Here is a 15,833-nt window from a genome sequence, read left to right on the forward strand (position 1 = left end):
GTGGCGAACCAGTCCCGCCCCAAGGTCAAGAAGTCGCGTGCCCTCGGCATCGCGCTGACCCCGAAGGCCGTCAAGTACTTCGAGGCCCGCCCCTACCCGCCGGGTGAGCACGGCCGTGGCCGCAAGCAGAACTCGGACTACAAGGTCCGTCTGCTGGAGAAGCAGCGCCTGCGCGCGCAGTACGACGTGTCCGAGCGCCAGCTCGTCCGCGCCTACGAGCGTGCCTCCAAGGTCCAGGGCAAGACCGGTGAGGCCCTGATCATCGAGCTGGAGCGCCGTCTCGACGCCCTGGTCCTGCGTTCGGGCATCGCCCGCACCATCTACCAGGCCCGCCAGATGGTCGTCCACGGCCACATCGCGGTGAACGGCAAGAAGGTCGACAAGCCCTCCTTCCGTGTCCGCCCGGACGACGTCGTGCAGGTCCGCGACCGCTCCAAGGAGAAGACGCTCTTCACGATCGCCCGTGAGGGTGGCTTCGCCCCCGACGGTGAGACCCCGCGCTACCTCCAGGTGAACCTCAAGGCCCTGGCGTTCCGCCTGGACCGCGAGCCGAACCGCAAGGAGATCCCGGTGATCTGCGACGAGCAGCTCGTCGTCGAGTACTACGCCCGCTGATCCTCGGCAGGCACGCGGTACTTCAGCCCGCCGTCTCACCGCCCCCTCCGGGCGGCGAGGCGGCGGGCTTTCGCGATTGCCCTGCGCGCGGCGGGTAATCCGGTACGGAGCGCCATCCCCGGCGCGATAGGCTCGTCGCACGACTTTTTCGATGTTCTCGATGTTCAGGCACGTTTCAGGGAGCGGGTGCAGACAGTGTCCGGTGGAGAGGTTGCCGGAATCCTGGTGGCCGTCTTCTGGGCGATTCTGGTCTCCTTCCTCGCCGTCGCGCTGGCGAGGCTGGCCCAGACGCTCAGGGCGACCACCAAGCTCGTGGCGGACGTGACCGACCAGGCCGTCCCGCTGCTGGCCGACGCCTCCACGGCGGTGCGCTCCGCGCAGACACAGCTCGACCGGGTCGACTCGATCGCCTCCGACGTCCAGGAGGTCACGTCGAACGCCTCGGCGCTGTCGACCACCGTCGCCTCCACCTTCGGCGGCCCCCTGGTCAAGGTCGCGGCCTTCGGCTACGGCGTGCGCCGGGCCCTCGGCGGCCGCAAGGAGGACGTGCCCGCCAAGGCGTCCAGGCGTACCGTGCTCGTGGGCCGCACGGTCTCTCGGCGCAGCGCCCGAGGGAAGAGGGACTGAGAGCCAGCGATGTTCCGCCGTACCTTCTGGTTCACCACGGGCGTCGCCGCCGGTGTGTGGGCCACCACCAAGGTCAACCGCAAGCTGAAGCAGCTGACCCCCGAGAGCCTCGCCAGAACCGCCGGCGACAAGGCGATCGAGGCCGGTCACCGCATCAAGGACCGTGCGGTGGGCTTCGCCCTCGACGTACGGGACAACATGGCCGTGCGGGAGGCCGAGCTGGGCGACGCCCTCGGGATCAACGAGAACCCCGAACTCCCCGGCCCCCGGCGGCCCGCCGCCATCGAGAACCGCAACCACCCGAAGTACGTCGAGGGTTCGGCGTACCCGACGTACCCGTACAACCGGAATGAGGACCACTGATGGAGTCGGCTGAGATTCGCCGCCGCTGGTTGAGCTTCTTCGAGGAGCGCGGTCACACCGTCGTCCCTTCGGCGTCGCTCATCGCGGACGACCCGACTCTGCTCCTCGTCCCGGCCGGCATGGTGCCCTTCAAGCCCTACTTCCTGGGTGAGGTCAAGCCGCCCTTCGCCCGAGCCACGAGCGTGCAGAAGTGCGTGCGCACGCCGGACATCGAAGAGGTCGGCAAGACCACCCGGCACGGCACGTTCTTCCAGATGTGCGGGAACTTCTCCTTCGGCGACTACTTCAAGGAAGGCGCCATCAAACTCGCCTGGGAGCTGCTCACCAGCCCCCAGGACAAGGGCGGTTACGGCCTCGACCCCGAGCGCCTGTGGATCACCGTCTACAAGGACGACGACGAGGCCGAGCACATCTGGCACGAGGTCGTCGGCGTGCCGAAGGAGCGCATCCAGCGCCTCGGCATGAAGGACAACTACTGGTCCATGGGCGTCCCCGGCCCCTGCGGCCCCTGCTCGGAGATCAACTACGACCGCGGCCCCGAGTTCGGCGCCGAGGGCGGCCCCGCTGTCAACGACGAGCGGTACGTGGAGATCTGGAACCTCGTCTTCATGCAGTACGAGCGGGGCGAGGGCATCGGCAAGGACAACTTCGAGATCCTCGGCGACCTGCCCAGCAAGAACATCGACACCGGCCTCGGCCTCGAGCGCCTCGCCATGATTCTGCAGGGCGTGCAGAACATGTACGAGATCGACACCTCGATGGCCGTCATCAACAAGGCCACCGAACTCACCGGCGTCCGCTACGGCGACGCCCACGCCTCGGACGTCTCCCTGCGCGTGGTCACCGACCACATGCGGACCTCCGTGATGCTGATCGGCGACGGCGTCACCCCCGGCAACGAGGGCCGCGGCTACGTGCTGCGCCGCATCATGCGCCGCGCCATCCGCAACATGCGCCTGCTCGGCGCCACCGGCCCGGTCGTCAAGGACCTGGTCGACACCGTGATCGGGATGATGGGACAGCAGTACCCCGAGCTCATCACCGACCGCGAGCGCATCGAGAAGGTCGCCCTCGCCGAGGAGAACGCCTTCCTCAAGACGCTGAAGGCCGGCACCAACATCCTGGACACGGCCGTGTCCGACACCAAGGCCGCCGGCGGCAGCGTCCTGTCAGGCGACAAGGCGTTCCTGCTCCACGACACCTGGGGCTTCCCGATCGACCTCACCCTGGAGATGGCCGCCGAGCAGGGCCTCTCCGTGGACGAGGACGGCTTCCGCCGTCTGATGAAGGAGCAGCGGGAGCGCGCCAAGGCCGACGCCCAGGCCAAGAAGACCGGCCACGCCGACATGGGCGCCTACCGCGACATCGCCGACAAGGCCGGCGAGACCGACTTCATCGGCTACACCGACACCCAGGGCGAGTCCACGATCGTGGGCATCCTCGTCGACGGCGCCTCCTCCCCGGCCGCCACCGAGGGCGACGAGGTCGAGATCGTCCTCGACCGCACTCCCTTCTACGCCGAGGGCGGCGGCCAGATCGGCGACACCGGCCGGATCAAGGTGGACTCCGGTGCGGTCATCGAGATCCGCGACTGCCAGAAGCCGGTCCCGGGCGTGTACGTCCACAAGGGCGTCGTCCAGGTCGGCGAGGTCACCGTCGGTGCCACGGCCCACGCCTCGATCGACCACCGCCGCCGCACGGCCATCGCCCGCGCCCACTCGGCCACGCACCTCACCCACCAGGCCCTGCGCGACGCCCTCGGCCCGACGGCCGCCCAGGCCGGTTCCGAGAACCAGCCCGGCCGCTTCCGCTTCGACTTCGGCTCGCCGTCCGCCGTCCCGACGGCCGTGATGACCGACGTCGAGCAGAAGATCAACGAGGTGCTCGCCCGCGACCTCGACGTCCGTGCCGACGTCATGGGCATCGACGAGGCCAGGAAGCAGGGCGCCATCGCCGAGTTCGGCGAGAAGTACGGCGAGCGCGTGCGCGTGGTCACCATCGGCGACTTCTCCAAGGAGCTGTGCGGAGGCACGCACGTGCACAACACCGCCCAGCTGGGCCTGGTGAAGCTGCTCGGCGAGTCCTCCATCGGCTCGGGTGTCCGGCGTATCGAGGCCCTCGTCGGCGTGGACGCCTACCACTTCCTCGCCCGGGAGCACACGGTCGTCGCCCAGCTCCAGGAGCTGATCAAGGGCCGCCCGGAGGAGCTCCCGGAGAAGGTCTCCGCCATGCTCGGCAAGCTGAAGGACGCCGAGAAGGAGATCGAGAAGTTCCGCGCCGAGAAGGTCCTGCAGGCCGCCGCCGGTCTTGCCGGGTCCGCCAAGGACGTCCGTGGCGTTGCTGTCGTGACCGGCCAGGTCCCGGACGGCACAACCGCCGACGACCTGCGCAAGCTCGTGCTCGACGTGCGCGGGCGCATCCAGGGCGGCCGGGCCGTCGTCGTCGCCCTGTTCACGGTGGCGAACGGCAAGCCGCTGACGGTCATCGCCACCAACGAGGCCGCCCGCGAGCGCGGCCTGAAGGCCGGCGACCTGGTCCGTGCTGCCGCCAAGACCCTCGGCGGCGGCGGTGGTGGTAAGCCGGACGTGGCCCAGGGCGGCGGCCAGAACCCGGCCGCCGTCGGTGACGCCGTGGACGCCGTCGAGCGACTCGTCGCCGAGACGGCCAAGTAAGAGACGGTCGACAGTATGCGCAGAGGACGTCGACTCGCGATCGACGTCGGGGACGCCCGCATCGGGGTCGCCTCGTGCGACCCCGACGGGATCCTCGCCACCCCGGTGGAGACGGTCCCGGGGCGTGACATCCCCGCAGCTCAGCGGCGGTTGAAGCAACTCGTCGAGGAGTACGAGCCCATCGAGGTCGTCGTCGGCCTCCCACGCTCCCTCAAGGGTGGCGAGGGCCCGGCCGCGGTCAAGGTCCGGGGCTTCGCCCAGGAACTGGCCCGCATGATCTCCCCGGTTCCGGTGAGACTCATGGACGAACGGATGACGACGGTGACGGCCAGTCAGGGACTGCGCGCATCGGGCGTGAAGTCCAAGAAGGGACGGTCCGTCATCGACCAGGCAGCCGCCGTGGTGATCCTGCAGCAGGCGCTTGAATCCGAACGGGTGTCAGGTAAAGCACCCGGCGAAGGCGTCGAAGTGGTCATCTGATCGCGATACGGTAACGTTCCGCGCGATGCGACGGCATTCGAACAGCCGCCGCACAGCAAGAGGCGGAACGGGAGCGCCGAGCCGGAAGCCGCGCCACCGCCGCCTCGCGGCTCTAGGGGATCGATGACTGAGTATGGCCGGGGCCAAGGCTCCGAACCGTGGCATCCGGAGGACCCGTTGTACGGGGACGGCGGATGGGGCGGACAGCAGGCCCACCAGGGCCAGCAGTCCCCCTACGGCGGCCAGCCGCAGCACTATCCAGAGCAGCCGCAGCAGCCGCAGTACGGCGACTGGGGCACCGGTGAGCAGGCCGGATACGGTCAGCCGCAGCAGCAGTACCCCTACGACCAGCAGTACGCGGCACAACCCCACGGGCATCAGCAGTACCCCGGCCAGGAGAACCACGGGCACCCGCAGGACCCGGCGTACCACCAGCAGCAGTACGACAACGGCGGCTGGAACACCGGCGCTCATCAGCAGCAGATCTCCTACCCCGCTGACCCCGGTGACCCCGGCGATCCGTACGGCCAGCAGACCGGCGCGTACGGCGGGGGTCAGCAGGACTACTACGGCACGCCCGACGCGTATCCGCCCCCCGAGCCGCCCGGCCGACGGGGGGTGGAGCCGGAGCCGGAGCCGGAGACCGACTGGGACCCCGGTCCCGACCAGGGCGAACACGCCTTCTTCGCGGGCGGGGACGACGACGGCGACGGAGACGGCGACGAGCCGAGGGGCCGCCGCGGTCGCGACGAGAAGCGGGGACGCGGCGGCAAGCCCAAGAAGCGCCGCAACGGAATGGCCTGCCTGGTGGTCGTCCTTGTCCTCGGCGGCGGCCTGGCGGGCGTCAGCTACTTCGGCTACCAGTTCTTCCAGGGTCGTTTCGGCGAGGCCCCGGACTTCGCGGGCGACGGCAACGGGCAGGAGGTGTCCGTCGAGATCTCCAAGGGCGCGGACGGCTACGCGATCGGACGGGCGCTGAAGGCCGCCGGCGTCGTCAAGAGCGTCGACGCCTTCGTATCGGCCCAGGCCGGCAACCCCGACGGCCGGAGCATCCAGGACGGCGTGTACACGCTGCAGAAGCAAATGTCGGCCTCCAGTGCGGTCGAACTGATGCTCAGTCCGGACAGCCGCGACAACCTGATCATCGCCGAGGGCAAGCGCAACGCCGACATCTACCGGCTCATCGACAAGCGGCTGGAGGTCAAGGCCGGCACCACCGCCGCGGTCGCCAAGAAGGACTACAAGAAGCTCGGCCTGCCCGCCTGGGCGCAGAACCACCCGGACGTCAAGGACCCGCTGGAAGGCTTCCTCTTCCCCTCCAGCTACGGCGTCAGCCAGGGGCAGAAGCCCGAGGACGTGCTGAAACAGATGGTGGCGCGGGCCACCGAGACGTACGAGAAGCTCGGCGTCGAGAAGAAGGCCGAGAGTCTCGGGCTCGAGGACCCGTGGCAGCTGATCACCGTCGCCAGCCTGGTCCAGGCCGAGGGCACCAGCCACGACGACTTCCGCAAGATGGCCGAGGTCATCTACAACCGCATGAAGCCCGGGAACCCCCAGACCAACGGCATGCTGGAGTTCGACTCCACCTACAACTACATCAAGAACCAGAGCAAGATCGACCTGACTCTGCGGGAACTGCGGACGTACGACAACCCGTACAACACGTACTTCTACAAGGGCCTGACGCCCGGTCCGATCGACAACCCGGGCGAGGACGCGATCAAGGGCGCCCTCAACCCGACGGACCAGGGCTGGTACTACTTCATCTCGCTCGACGGCAAGACCAGCAAGTTCACGAAGACGAACGCCGAACACCAGAAACTGGTCGACCAGTTCAACGCCTCGCGGAACAACTGAGGAATCCTTCGATGGCCGCACCACGCCGGGCCGCCGTACTCGGCTCCCCGATCGCTCACTCGCTCTCCCCGGTCCTGCACCGCACCGCCTACCAGGAGCTGGGCCTGGAGGGCTGGACGTACGACAGGTTCGAGGTCGACGAGGCCGGTCTGCCGCGATTCGTCGAGAAGCTCGGCCCCGAGTGGGCCGGGCTCTCGCTGACCATGCCGCTGAAAAGAGCCGTCATCCCGCTGCTGGACGAGGTCAGCGAGACCGCGGCCTCGGTGGAGGCGGTGAACACCGTCGTGTGCACCGAGGACGGTCGACGTGTCGGTGACAACACCGACATCCCCGGCATGGTCGCGGCCCTGCGCGAACACGGCATCGACAAGGTCGACGCCGCCGCGATCCTCGGCGCGGGCGCCACCGCCTCGTCCGCGCTGGCCGCGCTGGCCCGTATCTGCCCGGGCGAGATCGCCGTGTACGTGCGCAGTGAGGCCCGGGCCGCCGAGATGCGGCAGTGGGCCGAGCGGCTGGACGTCGCGGTGCGCATCGCCGACTGGGCGGACGCCGGGCAGGCCCTGCGCGCGCCCCTGGTGATCAGCACCACGCCGGCCGGGGTCACCGACGCCCTCGCCCAGTCCGTGCCGGAGCGGCCGGCTGCCCTCTTCGACGTGCTCTACGACCCGTGGCCCACCGTACTCGCCGCCCGCTGGTCGGCGTACGGCGGTGCCGTCGTCAGCGGTCTCGACCTGCTGGTGCACCAGGCGGTGCTCCAGGTCGAGCAGATGACGGGGCTGGCCCCGGCACCCCTGGACGCCATGCGAAAAGCGGGCGAGCGGGCTCTCTCGGACCGATAAGATCCGCTCTCGGTTCCGCAGGGGGCGGAACAGGGGAGGGGACCGTCCGCCATGTCCGCAGATCTGCCTCAGGCGTCCGTCAAGTCCCAGATATTCGAGTCCCTGCTGGGATTCCTGCCCGACTGGGTACAGATCACGGTGCTCGCGCTGATCGTGCTCGCCCTCGTGGCGTCCTGGACCGTGAAGATCAAGCGCAGGATCGCCCACCGCCGCGCCGTGCGCAGCGGGCGGCCGGTGCACGCGGCGGCGCGGTACGGGCAGGGGCGCGGCGCGGACTACCTGGGGGAGTACGCCCCCCAGCAGCCCCAGCAGCCCCAGACCCAGCCCGTGCAGCAGCCCAGCGGGGCCGACTTCCTGGGTGCGTACGCTCCGCAGCAGCGTCCGGGCGACGGCCCGTCCGCGAGCGCGTCCGCTTGATGGACCGGCCGCCGGGCAGTCGGCCCGGACGTGGGAGGATCGGAGGTGGCGGACCGGGCCGCGCACCCGGTCAGGCCGTCGCCGTACGCGAGGACGCGCGTACTGAGGGCAGTACCAGGCGCGAGCACTGAGGAGCACCGTTGAGCAGGTTGCGCTGGCTGACCGCGGGGGAGTCCCACGGTCCCGCACTCGTCGCGACGCTGGAGGGTCTTCCCGCCGGCGTGCCGATCACCACGGAGATGGTGGCGGACCACCTCGCGAGGCGGCGCCTGGGCTATGGGCGCGGTGCCCGGATGAAGTTCGAGCGTGACGAGGTCACCTTCCTCGGCGGCGTCCGGCACGGCCTCAGCCTCGGCTCGCCGGTCGCGATCATGGTGGGCAACACCGAGTGGCCGAAGTGGGAGCAGGTCATGGCGGCCGACCCGGTCGATCCGGAGATCCTCGCCGGGCTCGCCCGCAACGCCCCACTGACCCGCCCGCGGCCCGGCCACGCCGACCTCGCCGGTATGCAGAAGTACGGCTTCGACGAGGCCCGGCCGATCCTGGAGCGCGCCTCGGCGCGTGAGACCGCCGCCCGGGTGGCGCTGGGCGCGGTGGCCCGGTCGTACCTGAGGGAGACGACCGGCATCGAGATCGTCAGCCATGTCGTGGAGCTGGCCGCGGCGAAGGCGCCGGAAGGCGTCTACCCGACGCCGGCCGACGTCGAGAAGCTGGACGCGGACCCCGTGCGCTGCCTGGACGCGGACGCGTCGAAGGAGATGGTCGCCGAGATCGACCAGGCCCACAAGGACGGCGACACCCTCGGCGGCGTGGTCGAGATCCTGGCGTACGGAGTGCCGGTGGGTCTCGGTTCGCATGTGCACTGGGACCGCAAGCTGGACGCCCGGCTCGCCGGCGCGCTCATGGGCATCCAGGCGATCAAGGGCGTCGAGATCGGCGACGGCTTCGAGCTGGCGCGGGTTCCCGGGTCCAAGGCGCACGACGAGATCGTGAAGACCGACGAGGGCATCCGGCGCACCTCCGGCCGCTCGGGCGGCACCGAGGGCGGCCTGACCACGGGTGAGCTGCTGCGCGTCCGCGCCGCGATGAAGCCGATCGCGACCGTGCCGCGCGCCCTGCAGACCGTGGACGTCACCACGGGCGAGGCGACGCAGGCCCACCACCAGCGCTCCGACGTGTCCGCGGTCCCGGCCGCCGGCATCGTCGCCGAGGCCATGGTGGCCCTCGTGCTCGCGGACGCGGTGGCGGAGAAGTTCGGCGGCGACTCGGTGGCCGAGACCCGCCGCAACGTGACGTCGTACCTCGACAACCTCGCCATCCGATGACCGGTCCGCTGGTCGTCCTGGTCGGCCCGATGGGCGTGGGCAAGTCCACCGTCGGGCGGCTGCTGGCCGAGCGGCTCGGTGTCTCCTACCGGGATACCGACGACGACATCGTCGCCGCGCAGGGCCGGACCATCGCCGAGATCTTCGTCGACGAGGGAGAGCCCGCCTTCCGGGCCGCCGAGAAGGCGGCCGTGCACCGGGCGCTCGCCGAGCACGACGGCGTTCTGGCACTGGGCGGCGGCGCGGTCCTCGACGCAGGCACCCGCGCGCTGCTCGCCGGGCAGCGCGTGGCGTACCTGTCGATGGACGTCGAGGAGGCGGTCAAGCGCACCGGCCTCAACGCGGCCCGCCCGCTGCTCGCGGTCAACCCGCGCAAGCAGTGGCGGGAGCTGATGGACGCCCGCCGGCACCTGTACGAGGAGGTCGCCACGGTCGTGGTCGCCACCGACGGCCGAACACCCGAAGAGGTCACGCAAGTCGCCCTGGAAGCACTGGAGTTGAAGGAAGCATGAGCGAGGCAGTCACCCGGATCCAGGTCGGCGGCACGGCGGGCACCGAGCCGTACGAGGTCCTGGTGGGCCGGCAACTGCTGGGCGAGCTCGGCGGGTTGATCGGCGCCAAGGCCCAGCGGGTCGCGATCGTCCACCCCGAGGCACTGGCCGAGACCGGTGACGCGCTGCGCGCCGACCTGGCCGGGCAGGGCTACGAGGCCGTCGCCATCCAGGTGCCCAACGCGGAGGAGGCCAAGACCGCCGAGGTCGCCGCCTACTGCTGGAAGGCGCTGGGCCAGTCCGGGTTCACGCGCACGGACGTCATCGTCGGGGTCGGTGGCGGCGCGACCACGGACCTCGCCGGGTTCGTGGCCGCCACCTGGCTGCGCGGCGTGCGCTGGATCGCCGTCCCGACCACCGTGCTCGCCATGGTCGACGCGGCCGTCGGTGGCAAGACCGGCATCAACACCGCCGAGGGCAAGAACCTGGTCGGCGCCTTCCACCCGCCCGCCGGTGTGCTCTGCGACCTGGCCGCGCTGGACTCCCTCGCGGTCAACGACTACGTCTCCGGGCTCGCCGAGGTCATCAAGGCCGGCTTCATCGCCGACCCGGTGATCCTCGACCTCATCGAGTCCGACCCCGAGGCGGCCCGCACCCCGGCCGGTCCGCACACCGCCGAGCTCATCGAGCGCTCCATCCGGGTCAAGGCCGACGTCGTGTCGTCGGACCTGAAGGAGTCGGGCCTGCGCGAGATCCTCAACTACGGCCACACGCTGGGCCACGCCATCGAGAAGAACGAGCGCTACAAGTGGCGCCACGGCGCGGCGGTCTCGGTGGGCATGCACTTCGCCGCCGAACTCGGCCGCCTGGCGGGCCGGCTGGACGACGCGACGGCCGACCGCCACCGCACGGTCCTCGAAGCGGTCGGACTGCCCCTGCACTACCGGCACGACCAGTGGCCCAAGCTGCTGGAGACCATGAAGGTCGACAAGAAGTCCCGCGGCGACCTGCTGCGCTTCATCGTCCTCGACGGCCTGGCCAAGCCCACCGTCCTGGAGGGACCCGACCCGGCCGTGCTGCTCGCCGCGTACGGCGAGGTCGGGCAGTAAGTACCCCGGCGCGTCTTCCGCCCGAATTCGCCCTGCGGGCCGGGCACTTCGGACCGCCCCCGGCCGTTCACACATCGACGACCGGGGGCGGTACCGTTCGGTAGCAGCGGGTTCCGCCCCCGCTGTCAGCGCCCATCGCCTGTACGAGACGGAGTGGCACCGGATGCAGCACGCAGTGGGTTCTCCGCTGCCGCCGCCCCACCAGACGGGGCACGGACCGGCCGCCGGCTGGTCGCCGGCCGCACACCACCCGGGGCCGCAGCACCCGGGCGCGCACCAGGGTTCCGCGCCCGTGCCGCCGCCACCCCCGGCGCCGGGGTATCCCGTGCCGCCACCCGGCCCCCTCCCGCCTCCACCACAGGGTTCTCTGCCTCCCGCCCCGGAGACCACCGGCCATGTGCCGCTGCCGCCGGGTGGTCCGGTCGCCGTGCCGAGCGCACCGCACGCCGCGGCCGCCCCCGACCCGGCGGGCACGACCCTCGCCGTGCTGCTGATCGGCCCCGCGGGCGCGGGCAAGACCAGCGTGGCCAAGTACTGGGCGGACCATCGCCGGGTCCCCACGGCGCACATCAGCCTCGACGACGTCCGCGAGTGGGTCCGCTCCGGCTTCGCCGACCCCCAGTCGGGGTGGAACGAGAACTCCGAGGCGCAGTACCGCCTCGCTCGCCGCACCTGCGGCTTCGCTGCGCGGAACTTCCTGGCCAACGGCATCTCGTGCATCCTCGACGACGCGGTCTTCCCCGACCGTCCGGTCGTCGGCCTCGGCGGCTGGAAGCGCCACGTCGGCCCGGGCCTGCTGCCGGTCGTGCTGCTGCCCGGACTGGACATCGTCCTGGAACGCAACGCGGAGCGCTCGGGGAACCGGCGGCTGTCGGACGAGGAGGTCGCCCGCATCCACGGCCGCATGGCCGGCTGGTACGGCTCCGGTCTGCCGATCATCGACAACTCGCAGCTGGATGTCCCGGAGACGGCGAGGATCCTGGACGACGTGCTGGCCAGGTCCATCGCGAGCCCACCGCAGTGGTAGCCGGTGCCGGGTGGGTCCGCGGCCCGGCGTAGAGGATGCCGCCGCGCTCACCAGCGCCGTCATGAGTGGCCCGGGGCCAAGCGGGACCGGTGGCCTGCCGTATGCGAGCGGGAACCAGGACGCGCCCGCGCCCGCGCACGCACGGGAGGGGCCGTGTCGGGGACTGTCCGCCCGCAGGCGAAGGCGCGCACCACCCCCACTCGGCCCTCCCGACCGGCGACATTCCCCGGTCGCTCGTAGGCTCGGGTCATGTCAGAGGTGTACGCGGCCCGCCGGACGCGTCTGAGGGAATACTGCAACGCGGGCGGCAGCGCGGCGGCGCTGGTCTCCCGCCCCGCCAACGTGCGCTATCTCGCGGGCGCCGCCCCGCACGGCGCCGTTCTGCTGCTGGGCAGGACCGAGGATCTCCTGGTGTGCGCCGGCCCGACGGCCGACCGCCCCACATCGGAGCGCCCCGACCAGGCCCTGCGCGTACAGACCCTGCCGGGCGTCGGCGGCGGTGACCCGGCCGTCGCCGCAGCCGGCTTCGCCGGAGGCCAGGGCGCCGAGTCCCTCGCCGTGGAGGAACACCACCTCACCGTGGCCCGGCACCGAGCCCTCGGCTCGGTCGCCCCCCGGCTGCGCCTGGCCGACCTCGGCACCGCGGTCGAGCAGCTCAGGGTCGTCAAGGACGAGGAGGAGATCTCCTGCCTCCGCATCGGCGCCGAGATCGCCGACCAGGCCCTCGGCGAACTGCTGGAGTCCATCCTCGTCGGCCGCACCGAGCGCCACCTCGCCCTGGAGCTGGAGCGACGCCTGGTCGACCACGGGGCCGACGGACCGGCCTTCCCCACCTCCGTGGGCACCGGGCCCAACTCCGGCCGCCCCGGCCACCGGCCCACCGACCGGCGTGTGGAGGAGGGCGACTTCCTCTCCGTCTGCCTCGGCGCGACGTACCGCGGCTACCGCTGTGAGATCGGCCGTACGTTCGTCATCGGCACCGCTCCGGCGGACTGGCAGATCGAGCTGTACGACCTGGTCTTCGCGGCCCAACGGGCCGGACGTGAGAGCCTGGTACCCGGCGCCGCCTGCCGGGACGTCGACCGCGCCGCCCGCCAGGTCCTGGACTCCGCGGGGTACACGGAGGGCCTCACGGCCCTGACCGGACACGGTGTGGGGCTCGAAATCGACGAGGACCCTCAAATGAGTCCCGCGGCCATGGGTAAACTGGACGCTTGCGTGCCGGTCACCGTCGAACCGGGGGTCCACCTCCCGGGCCGGGGCGGTGTCAGGATCGATGACACGCTCGTCGTCCGCCCCGAGGCGGACGGCGGACCCGAGCTACTCACCATCACGACCAAGGAGCTGCTCGCCCTGTAGGTAGGCAGGTGCGTGCCCCGGGGTCGTACGTCAGTCCAGGAGATTCCGCAACCGTGGCTTCCACGAACGACCTCAAGAACGGCATGGTGCTCAAGCTCGAAGGCGGCCAGCTCTGGTCCGTCGTCGAGTTCCAGCACGTCAAGCCCGGCAAGGGCCCGGCCTTCGTGCGCACCAAGCTCAAGAACGTGCTCTCCGGCAAGGTCGTCGACAAGACCTTCAACGCCGGCGTCAAGGTCGAAACGGCCACCGTCGACAAGCGCGACATGCAGTTCTCCTACATGGACGGCGAGTACTTCGTCTTCATGGACATGGAGACGTACGACCAGCTCCACGTCGACCGGAAGGCCGTCGGCGACGCCGCCAACTTCCTGATCGAGGGCTTCACCGCCACGGTCGCGCAGCACGAGGGCGAGGTGCTCTTCGTCGAGCTGCCCGCCGCTGTCGAGCTCGTCATCCAGGAGACCGAGCCGGGCGTCCAGGGCGATCGCTCCACCGGCGGCACCAAGCCGGCCACGCTGGAGACCGGCCACCAGATCAATGTGCCCCTCTTCATCACCACCGGTGAGAAGATCAAGGTCGACACCCGCACCAGCGACTACCTCGGCCGGGTGAACAGCTAACCGTGGCTGCCCGCAACACAGCCCGTAAGCGCGCCTTCCAGATCCTCTTCGAGGGCGACCAGCGCGGCGTCGAGGTCCTGACGGTCCTCGCGGACTGGGTCCGGCTCTCCCGGGCCGACACCCGGCAGCCGCCGGTGAGCGAGTACACGATGGAGCTGGTCGAGGGCTACGCGCAACACGCGAAGCGCATCGACGAGCTCATCGCCCAGTACTCGGTCGGCTGGACGCTCGACCGGATGCCGGTCGTCGACCGCAACATCCTGCGGCTCGGCGCCTACGAGCTGATCTGGGTCGACGGGACGCCGGACGCCGTCGTCCTCGACGAGATGGTGCAGCTGGCGAAGGAGTTCTCCACGGACGAGTCGCCCTCGTTCGTGAACGGCCTGCTCGGCCGGCTGAAGGAACTCAAGCCCTCGCTCCGCCGCGACGAGGTCTGAGGAAGACCACATGCCGGAGGGCCCGCAGCGCTCGCGCTGCGGGCCCTCCGGCGTATCCCGTGCGCCCCGAGGGCGGTCAGGCCCTCAGAACGCCGCCGGGGTGGCCGGGACCCCTATGGTTCCGGCCACCCCGGCGGCACGTTTCTGCTGTCCCCCGCCAAGCGGTCAGGCGTCCTCGTGGGAGGCCACCGCGCGGCGCGCGTCCGCGTCCAGGACACCCCAGCTGATCAGCTGCTCCGTGAGGACCGAAGGCGACTGGTCGTAGATGACGGCAAGGGTGCGCAGATCGTCCTGGCGGATCGAGAGCACCTTGCCGTTGTAGTCACCGCGCTGCGACTGGATCGTGGCCGCGTAGCGCTGCAGGGGGCCCGCCTTCTCGGCCGGGACCGTGGCCAGTCGCTCCAGGTCCAGGACCAGCTTCGGCGGCGGCTCGGCGGCGCCGCCCGGAGTGGTGCCCGGAAGCAGCTCCTGCACCGGAACGCCGTAGAAATCCGCCAGCTCGGCAAGGCGCTGCACGGTCACGGCACGGTCGCCGCGCTCGTACGAACCGACCACGACCGCCTTCCAGCGTCCCTGGGACTTCTCCTCGACACCGTGGAGGGAAAGGCCCTGCTGGGTGCGGATCGCCCGGAGCTTGGCCCCGAGCTGTTTGGCGTATTCGCTGGACATATAGCTCCCCGGCACTGTGTCGACGCGTCTGGCGAGGGTGCCAGGCCGCGCGGCTGGTAACTCACTGTGAGGTTACGCAGCGTTACTCTGCCGCGTCAAGCCGAATGGTCCGCACCGACTCTTCCGTGGTATCGGCACTCTGTTAGGCCGAGTGGGTGATCCGAGGGGGCCGTCCGGGCGACATTGAGGGCCTGCTACCGTGGATGGCGCAATCCCGACGTCCTTTAAGGTCCGTCCCGTGAGGCGGAGAAGGAGGTCCGTTTCATATGGACACACATAACGCGCAGTCCGATGCCCGGCCCGTTCTCGAAGGGCCCGACATCGCACGGGTGCTGACCCGTATCGCCCACGAGATCGTCGAACGCGCCAAGGGCGCCGACGACGTGGTGCTCCTCGGTATCCCGACCCGGGGCGTCTTCCTCGCCCGGCGGATCGCCGACAAGCTCGAGCAGATCACCGAGCGCAAGGTTCCGTGCGGCTCGCTCGACATCACCATGTACCGCGACGACCTGCGCATGCATCCGCCGCGTGCGCTGGCCCGCACCGAGATTCCCGGTGACGGCCTCGACGGCAAGCTCGTCGTCCTCGTCGACGACGTGCTCTTCTCCGGCCGCACCATCCGAGCCGCCCTCGACGCCCTGAACGACCTCGGGCGCCCGCGCGCGGTGCAGCTCGCCGTCCTCGTCGACCGCGGTCACCGTGAACTGCCCATCCGCGCCGACTACGTCGGCAAGAACCTCCCCACGTCGTTGCGGGAGACGGTCAAGGTCCAGCTCGCCGAGGAGGACGGTCGCGACACCGTGCTGCTCGGTGCCAAGCCGACCCCTCGGTAGCGCTCCAGGCGTACGGCACTGTCGTACGCCCGCTCAGTGCGCGCCCTCGCGCGCCCGTCTGCCCCACTTCTCCCGTTTGAACTGCCTTACGGA

17 protein-coding genes are annotated in these 15,833 nt (G+C 70.5%); 16 read left to right on the plus strand and 1 reads right to left on the minus strand.

What is annotated here, in order from left to right:
* The 15 genes from rpsD to nusB all read left to right on the plus strand — a co-directional run bounded on the left by rpsD (position 1) and on the right by nusB (position 14,238).
* A complete protein-coding gene (rpsD, locus tag ACZ5TL_RS14395; RefSeq protein ID WP_003988971.1) occupies positions 1–615 on the plus strand; it encodes a 30S ribosomal protein S4 in 615 nt (204 codons plus the stop codon).
* Positions 616–810: 195 nt separating this feature from the next.
* Entirely contained in the window at positions 811–1,242 is a 432-nt protein-coding gene (locus ACZ5TL_RS14400; protein WP_468590042.1) for a DUF948 domain-containing protein, read from the plus strand.
* A 9-nt stretch (positions 1,243–1,251) separates the two neighbouring features.
* Positions 1,252–1,605 (plus strand): hypothetical protein, encoded by a 354-nt coding sequence (locus ACZ5TL_RS14405; RefSeq protein WP_468589905.1) that lies wholly within the window; start codon positions 1,252–1,254, stop codon positions 1,603–1,605.
* Positions 1,605–4,277, plus strand: a complete 2,673-nt coding sequence (gene alaS / locus ACZ5TL_RS14410; RefSeq protein WP_468589906.1) for an alanine--tRNA ligase — start codon at positions 1,605–1,607, stop codon at positions 4,275–4,277. Before ACZ5TL_RS14405 ends, alaS begins: the two co-directional genes overlap by 1 nt.
* A 15-nt stretch (positions 4,278–4,292) precedes the next feature.
* Entirely contained in the window at positions 4,293–4,757 is a 465-nt protein-coding gene (gene ruvX, locus ACZ5TL_RS14415) for a Holliday junction resolvase RuvX (RefSeq protein ID WP_468589907.1), read from the plus strand.
* Positions 4,758–4,880: 123 nt separating this feature from the next.
* Positions 4,881–6,614: an endolytic transglycosylase MltG gene (gene mltG, locus ACZ5TL_RS14420; protein WP_468589908.1), complete on the plus strand. Its 1,734-nt coding sequence runs from the start codon at positions 4,881–4,883 to the stop codon at positions 6,612–6,614.
* An 11-nt stretch (positions 6,615–6,625) separates the two neighbouring features.
* Positions 6,626–7,453: a shikimate dehydrogenase gene (locus tag ACZ5TL_RS14425; RefSeq protein WP_468589909.1), complete on the plus strand. Its 828-nt coding sequence runs from the start codon at positions 6,626–6,628 to the stop codon at positions 7,451–7,453.
* A gap of 51 nt (positions 7,454–7,504) precedes the next feature.
* Positions 7,505–7,870: a hypothetical protein gene (locus tag ACZ5TL_RS14430; RefSeq protein WP_468589910.1), complete on the plus strand. Its 366-nt coding sequence runs from the start codon at positions 7,505–7,507 to the stop codon at positions 7,868–7,870.
* 140 nt (positions 7,871–8,010) lie between these two features.
* On the plus strand, positions 8,011–9,195 hold the full coding sequence (aroC, locus tag ACZ5TL_RS14435) for a chorismate synthase (protein WP_468589911.1): 1,185 nt from the start codon (positions 8,011–8,013) through the stop codon (positions 9,193–9,195).
* Complete coding sequence (locus ACZ5TL_RS14440) at positions 9,192–9,707, plus strand: shikimate kinase (protein WP_468589912.1); 516 nt, start codon at positions 9,192–9,194, stop codon at positions 9,705–9,707. Before aroC ends, ACZ5TL_RS14440 begins: the two co-directional genes overlap by 4 nt.
* A complete protein-coding gene (gene aroB, locus ACZ5TL_RS14445; RefSeq protein ID WP_468589913.1) occupies positions 9,704–10,795 on the plus strand; it encodes a 3-dehydroquinate synthase in 1,092 nt (363 codons plus the stop codon). Before ACZ5TL_RS14440 ends, aroB begins: the two co-directional genes overlap by 4 nt.
* A gap of 163 nt (positions 10,796–10,958) precedes the next feature.
* A complete protein-coding gene (locus ACZ5TL_RS14450) occupies positions 10,959–11,822 on the plus strand; it encodes a Pro-rich N-terminal domain-containing protein (RefSeq protein ID WP_468589914.1) in 864 nt (287 codons plus the stop codon).
* A gap of 249 nt (positions 11,823–12,071) precedes the next feature.
* Positions 12,072–13,181: an aminopeptidase P family protein gene (locus ACZ5TL_RS14455; RefSeq protein WP_468589916.1), complete on the plus strand. Its 1,110-nt coding sequence runs from the start codon at positions 12,072–12,074 to the stop codon at positions 13,179–13,181.
* 53 nt (positions 13,182–13,234) lie between these two features.
* Positions 13,235–13,801, plus strand: coding sequence for an elongation factor P (efp, locus tag ACZ5TL_RS14460; RefSeq protein WP_095933031.1), 567 nt, complete (start codon positions 13,235–13,237; stop codon positions 13,799–13,801).
* A gap of 2 nt (positions 13,802–13,803) precedes the next feature.
* Positions 13,804–14,238 (plus strand): transcription antitermination factor NusB, encoded by a 435-nt coding sequence (gene nusB / locus ACZ5TL_RS14465; RefSeq protein WP_468589918.1) that lies wholly within the window; start codon positions 13,804–13,806, stop codon positions 14,236–14,238.
* Positions 14,239–14,403: 165 nt separating this feature from the next.
* Here nusB and bldD read toward each other — a convergent pair whose 3' ends face one another.
* Entirely contained in the window at positions 14,404–14,907 is a 504-nt protein-coding gene (bldD, locus tag ACZ5TL_RS14470) for a transcriptional regulator BldD (RefSeq protein WP_006131213.1), read from the minus strand.
* 266 nt (positions 14,908–15,173) lie between these two features.
* On the opposite strand from bldD, the gene pyrR reads away from it, so the two are divergent.
* Positions 15,174–15,740, plus strand: coding sequence for a bifunctional pyr operon transcriptional regulator/uracil phosphoribosyltransferase PyrR (pyrR, locus tag ACZ5TL_RS14475; protein WP_468589919.1), 567 nt, complete (start codon positions 15,174–15,176; stop codon positions 15,738–15,740).
* Positions 15,741–15,833 lie beyond the last annotated feature (93 nt).

The sequence above is a fragment of the Streptomyces sp. NPDC033136 genome (genome assembly GCF_055578235.1).

Excerpts from the sequence above, each read along its gene's own strand:
- ACZ5TL_RS14405 (WP_468589905.1), top strand. The coding sequence starts at position 1,252 with ATGTTCCGCCGTACCTTCTGGTTCACCACGGGCGTCGCCGCCGGTGTG.
- alaS (WP_468589906.1), top strand. The coding sequence starts at position 1,605 with ATGGAGTCGGCTGAGATTCGCCGCCGCTGGTTGAGCTTCTTCGAGGAG.
- ruvX (WP_468589907.1), top strand. The coding sequence starts at position 4,293 with ATGCGCAGAGGACGTCGACTCGCGATCGACGTCGGGGACGCCCGCATC.
- mltG (WP_468589908.1), top strand. The coding sequence starts at position 4,881 with ATGACTGAGTATGGCCGGGGCCAAGGCTCCGAACCGTGGCATCCGGAG.
- ACZ5TL_RS14425 (WP_468589909.1), top strand. The coding sequence starts at position 6,626 with ATGGCCGCACCACGCCGGGCCGCCGTACTCGGCTCCCCGATCGCTCAC.
- ACZ5TL_RS14430 (WP_468589910.1), top strand. The coding sequence starts at position 7,505 with ATGTCCGCAGATCTGCCTCAGGCGTCCGTCAAGTCCCAGATATTCGAG.
- ACZ5TL_RS14440 (WP_468589912.1), top strand. The coding sequence starts at position 9,192 with ATGACCGGTCCGCTGGTCGTCCTGGTCGGCCCGATGGGCGTGGGCAAG.
- aroB (WP_468589913.1), top strand. The coding sequence starts at position 9,704 with ATGAGCGAGGCAGTCACCCGGATCCAGGTCGGCGGCACGGCGGGCACC.
- ACZ5TL_RS14450 (WP_468589914.1), top strand. The coding sequence starts at position 10,959 with ATGCAGCACGCAGTGGGTTCTCCGCTGCCGCCGCCCCACCAGACGGGG.
- ACZ5TL_RS14455 (WP_468589916.1), top strand. The coding sequence starts at position 12,072 with ATGTCAGAGGTGTACGCGGCCCGCCGGACGCGTCTGAGGGAATACTGC.
- bldD (WP_006131213.1), bottom strand. The coding sequence starts at position 14,907 with ATGTCCAGCGAATACGCCAAACAGCTCGGGGCCAAGCTCCGGGCGATC.
- pyrR (WP_468589919.1), top strand. The coding sequence starts at position 15,174 with ATGGACACACATAACGCGCAGTCCGATGCCCGGCCCGTTCTCGAAGGG.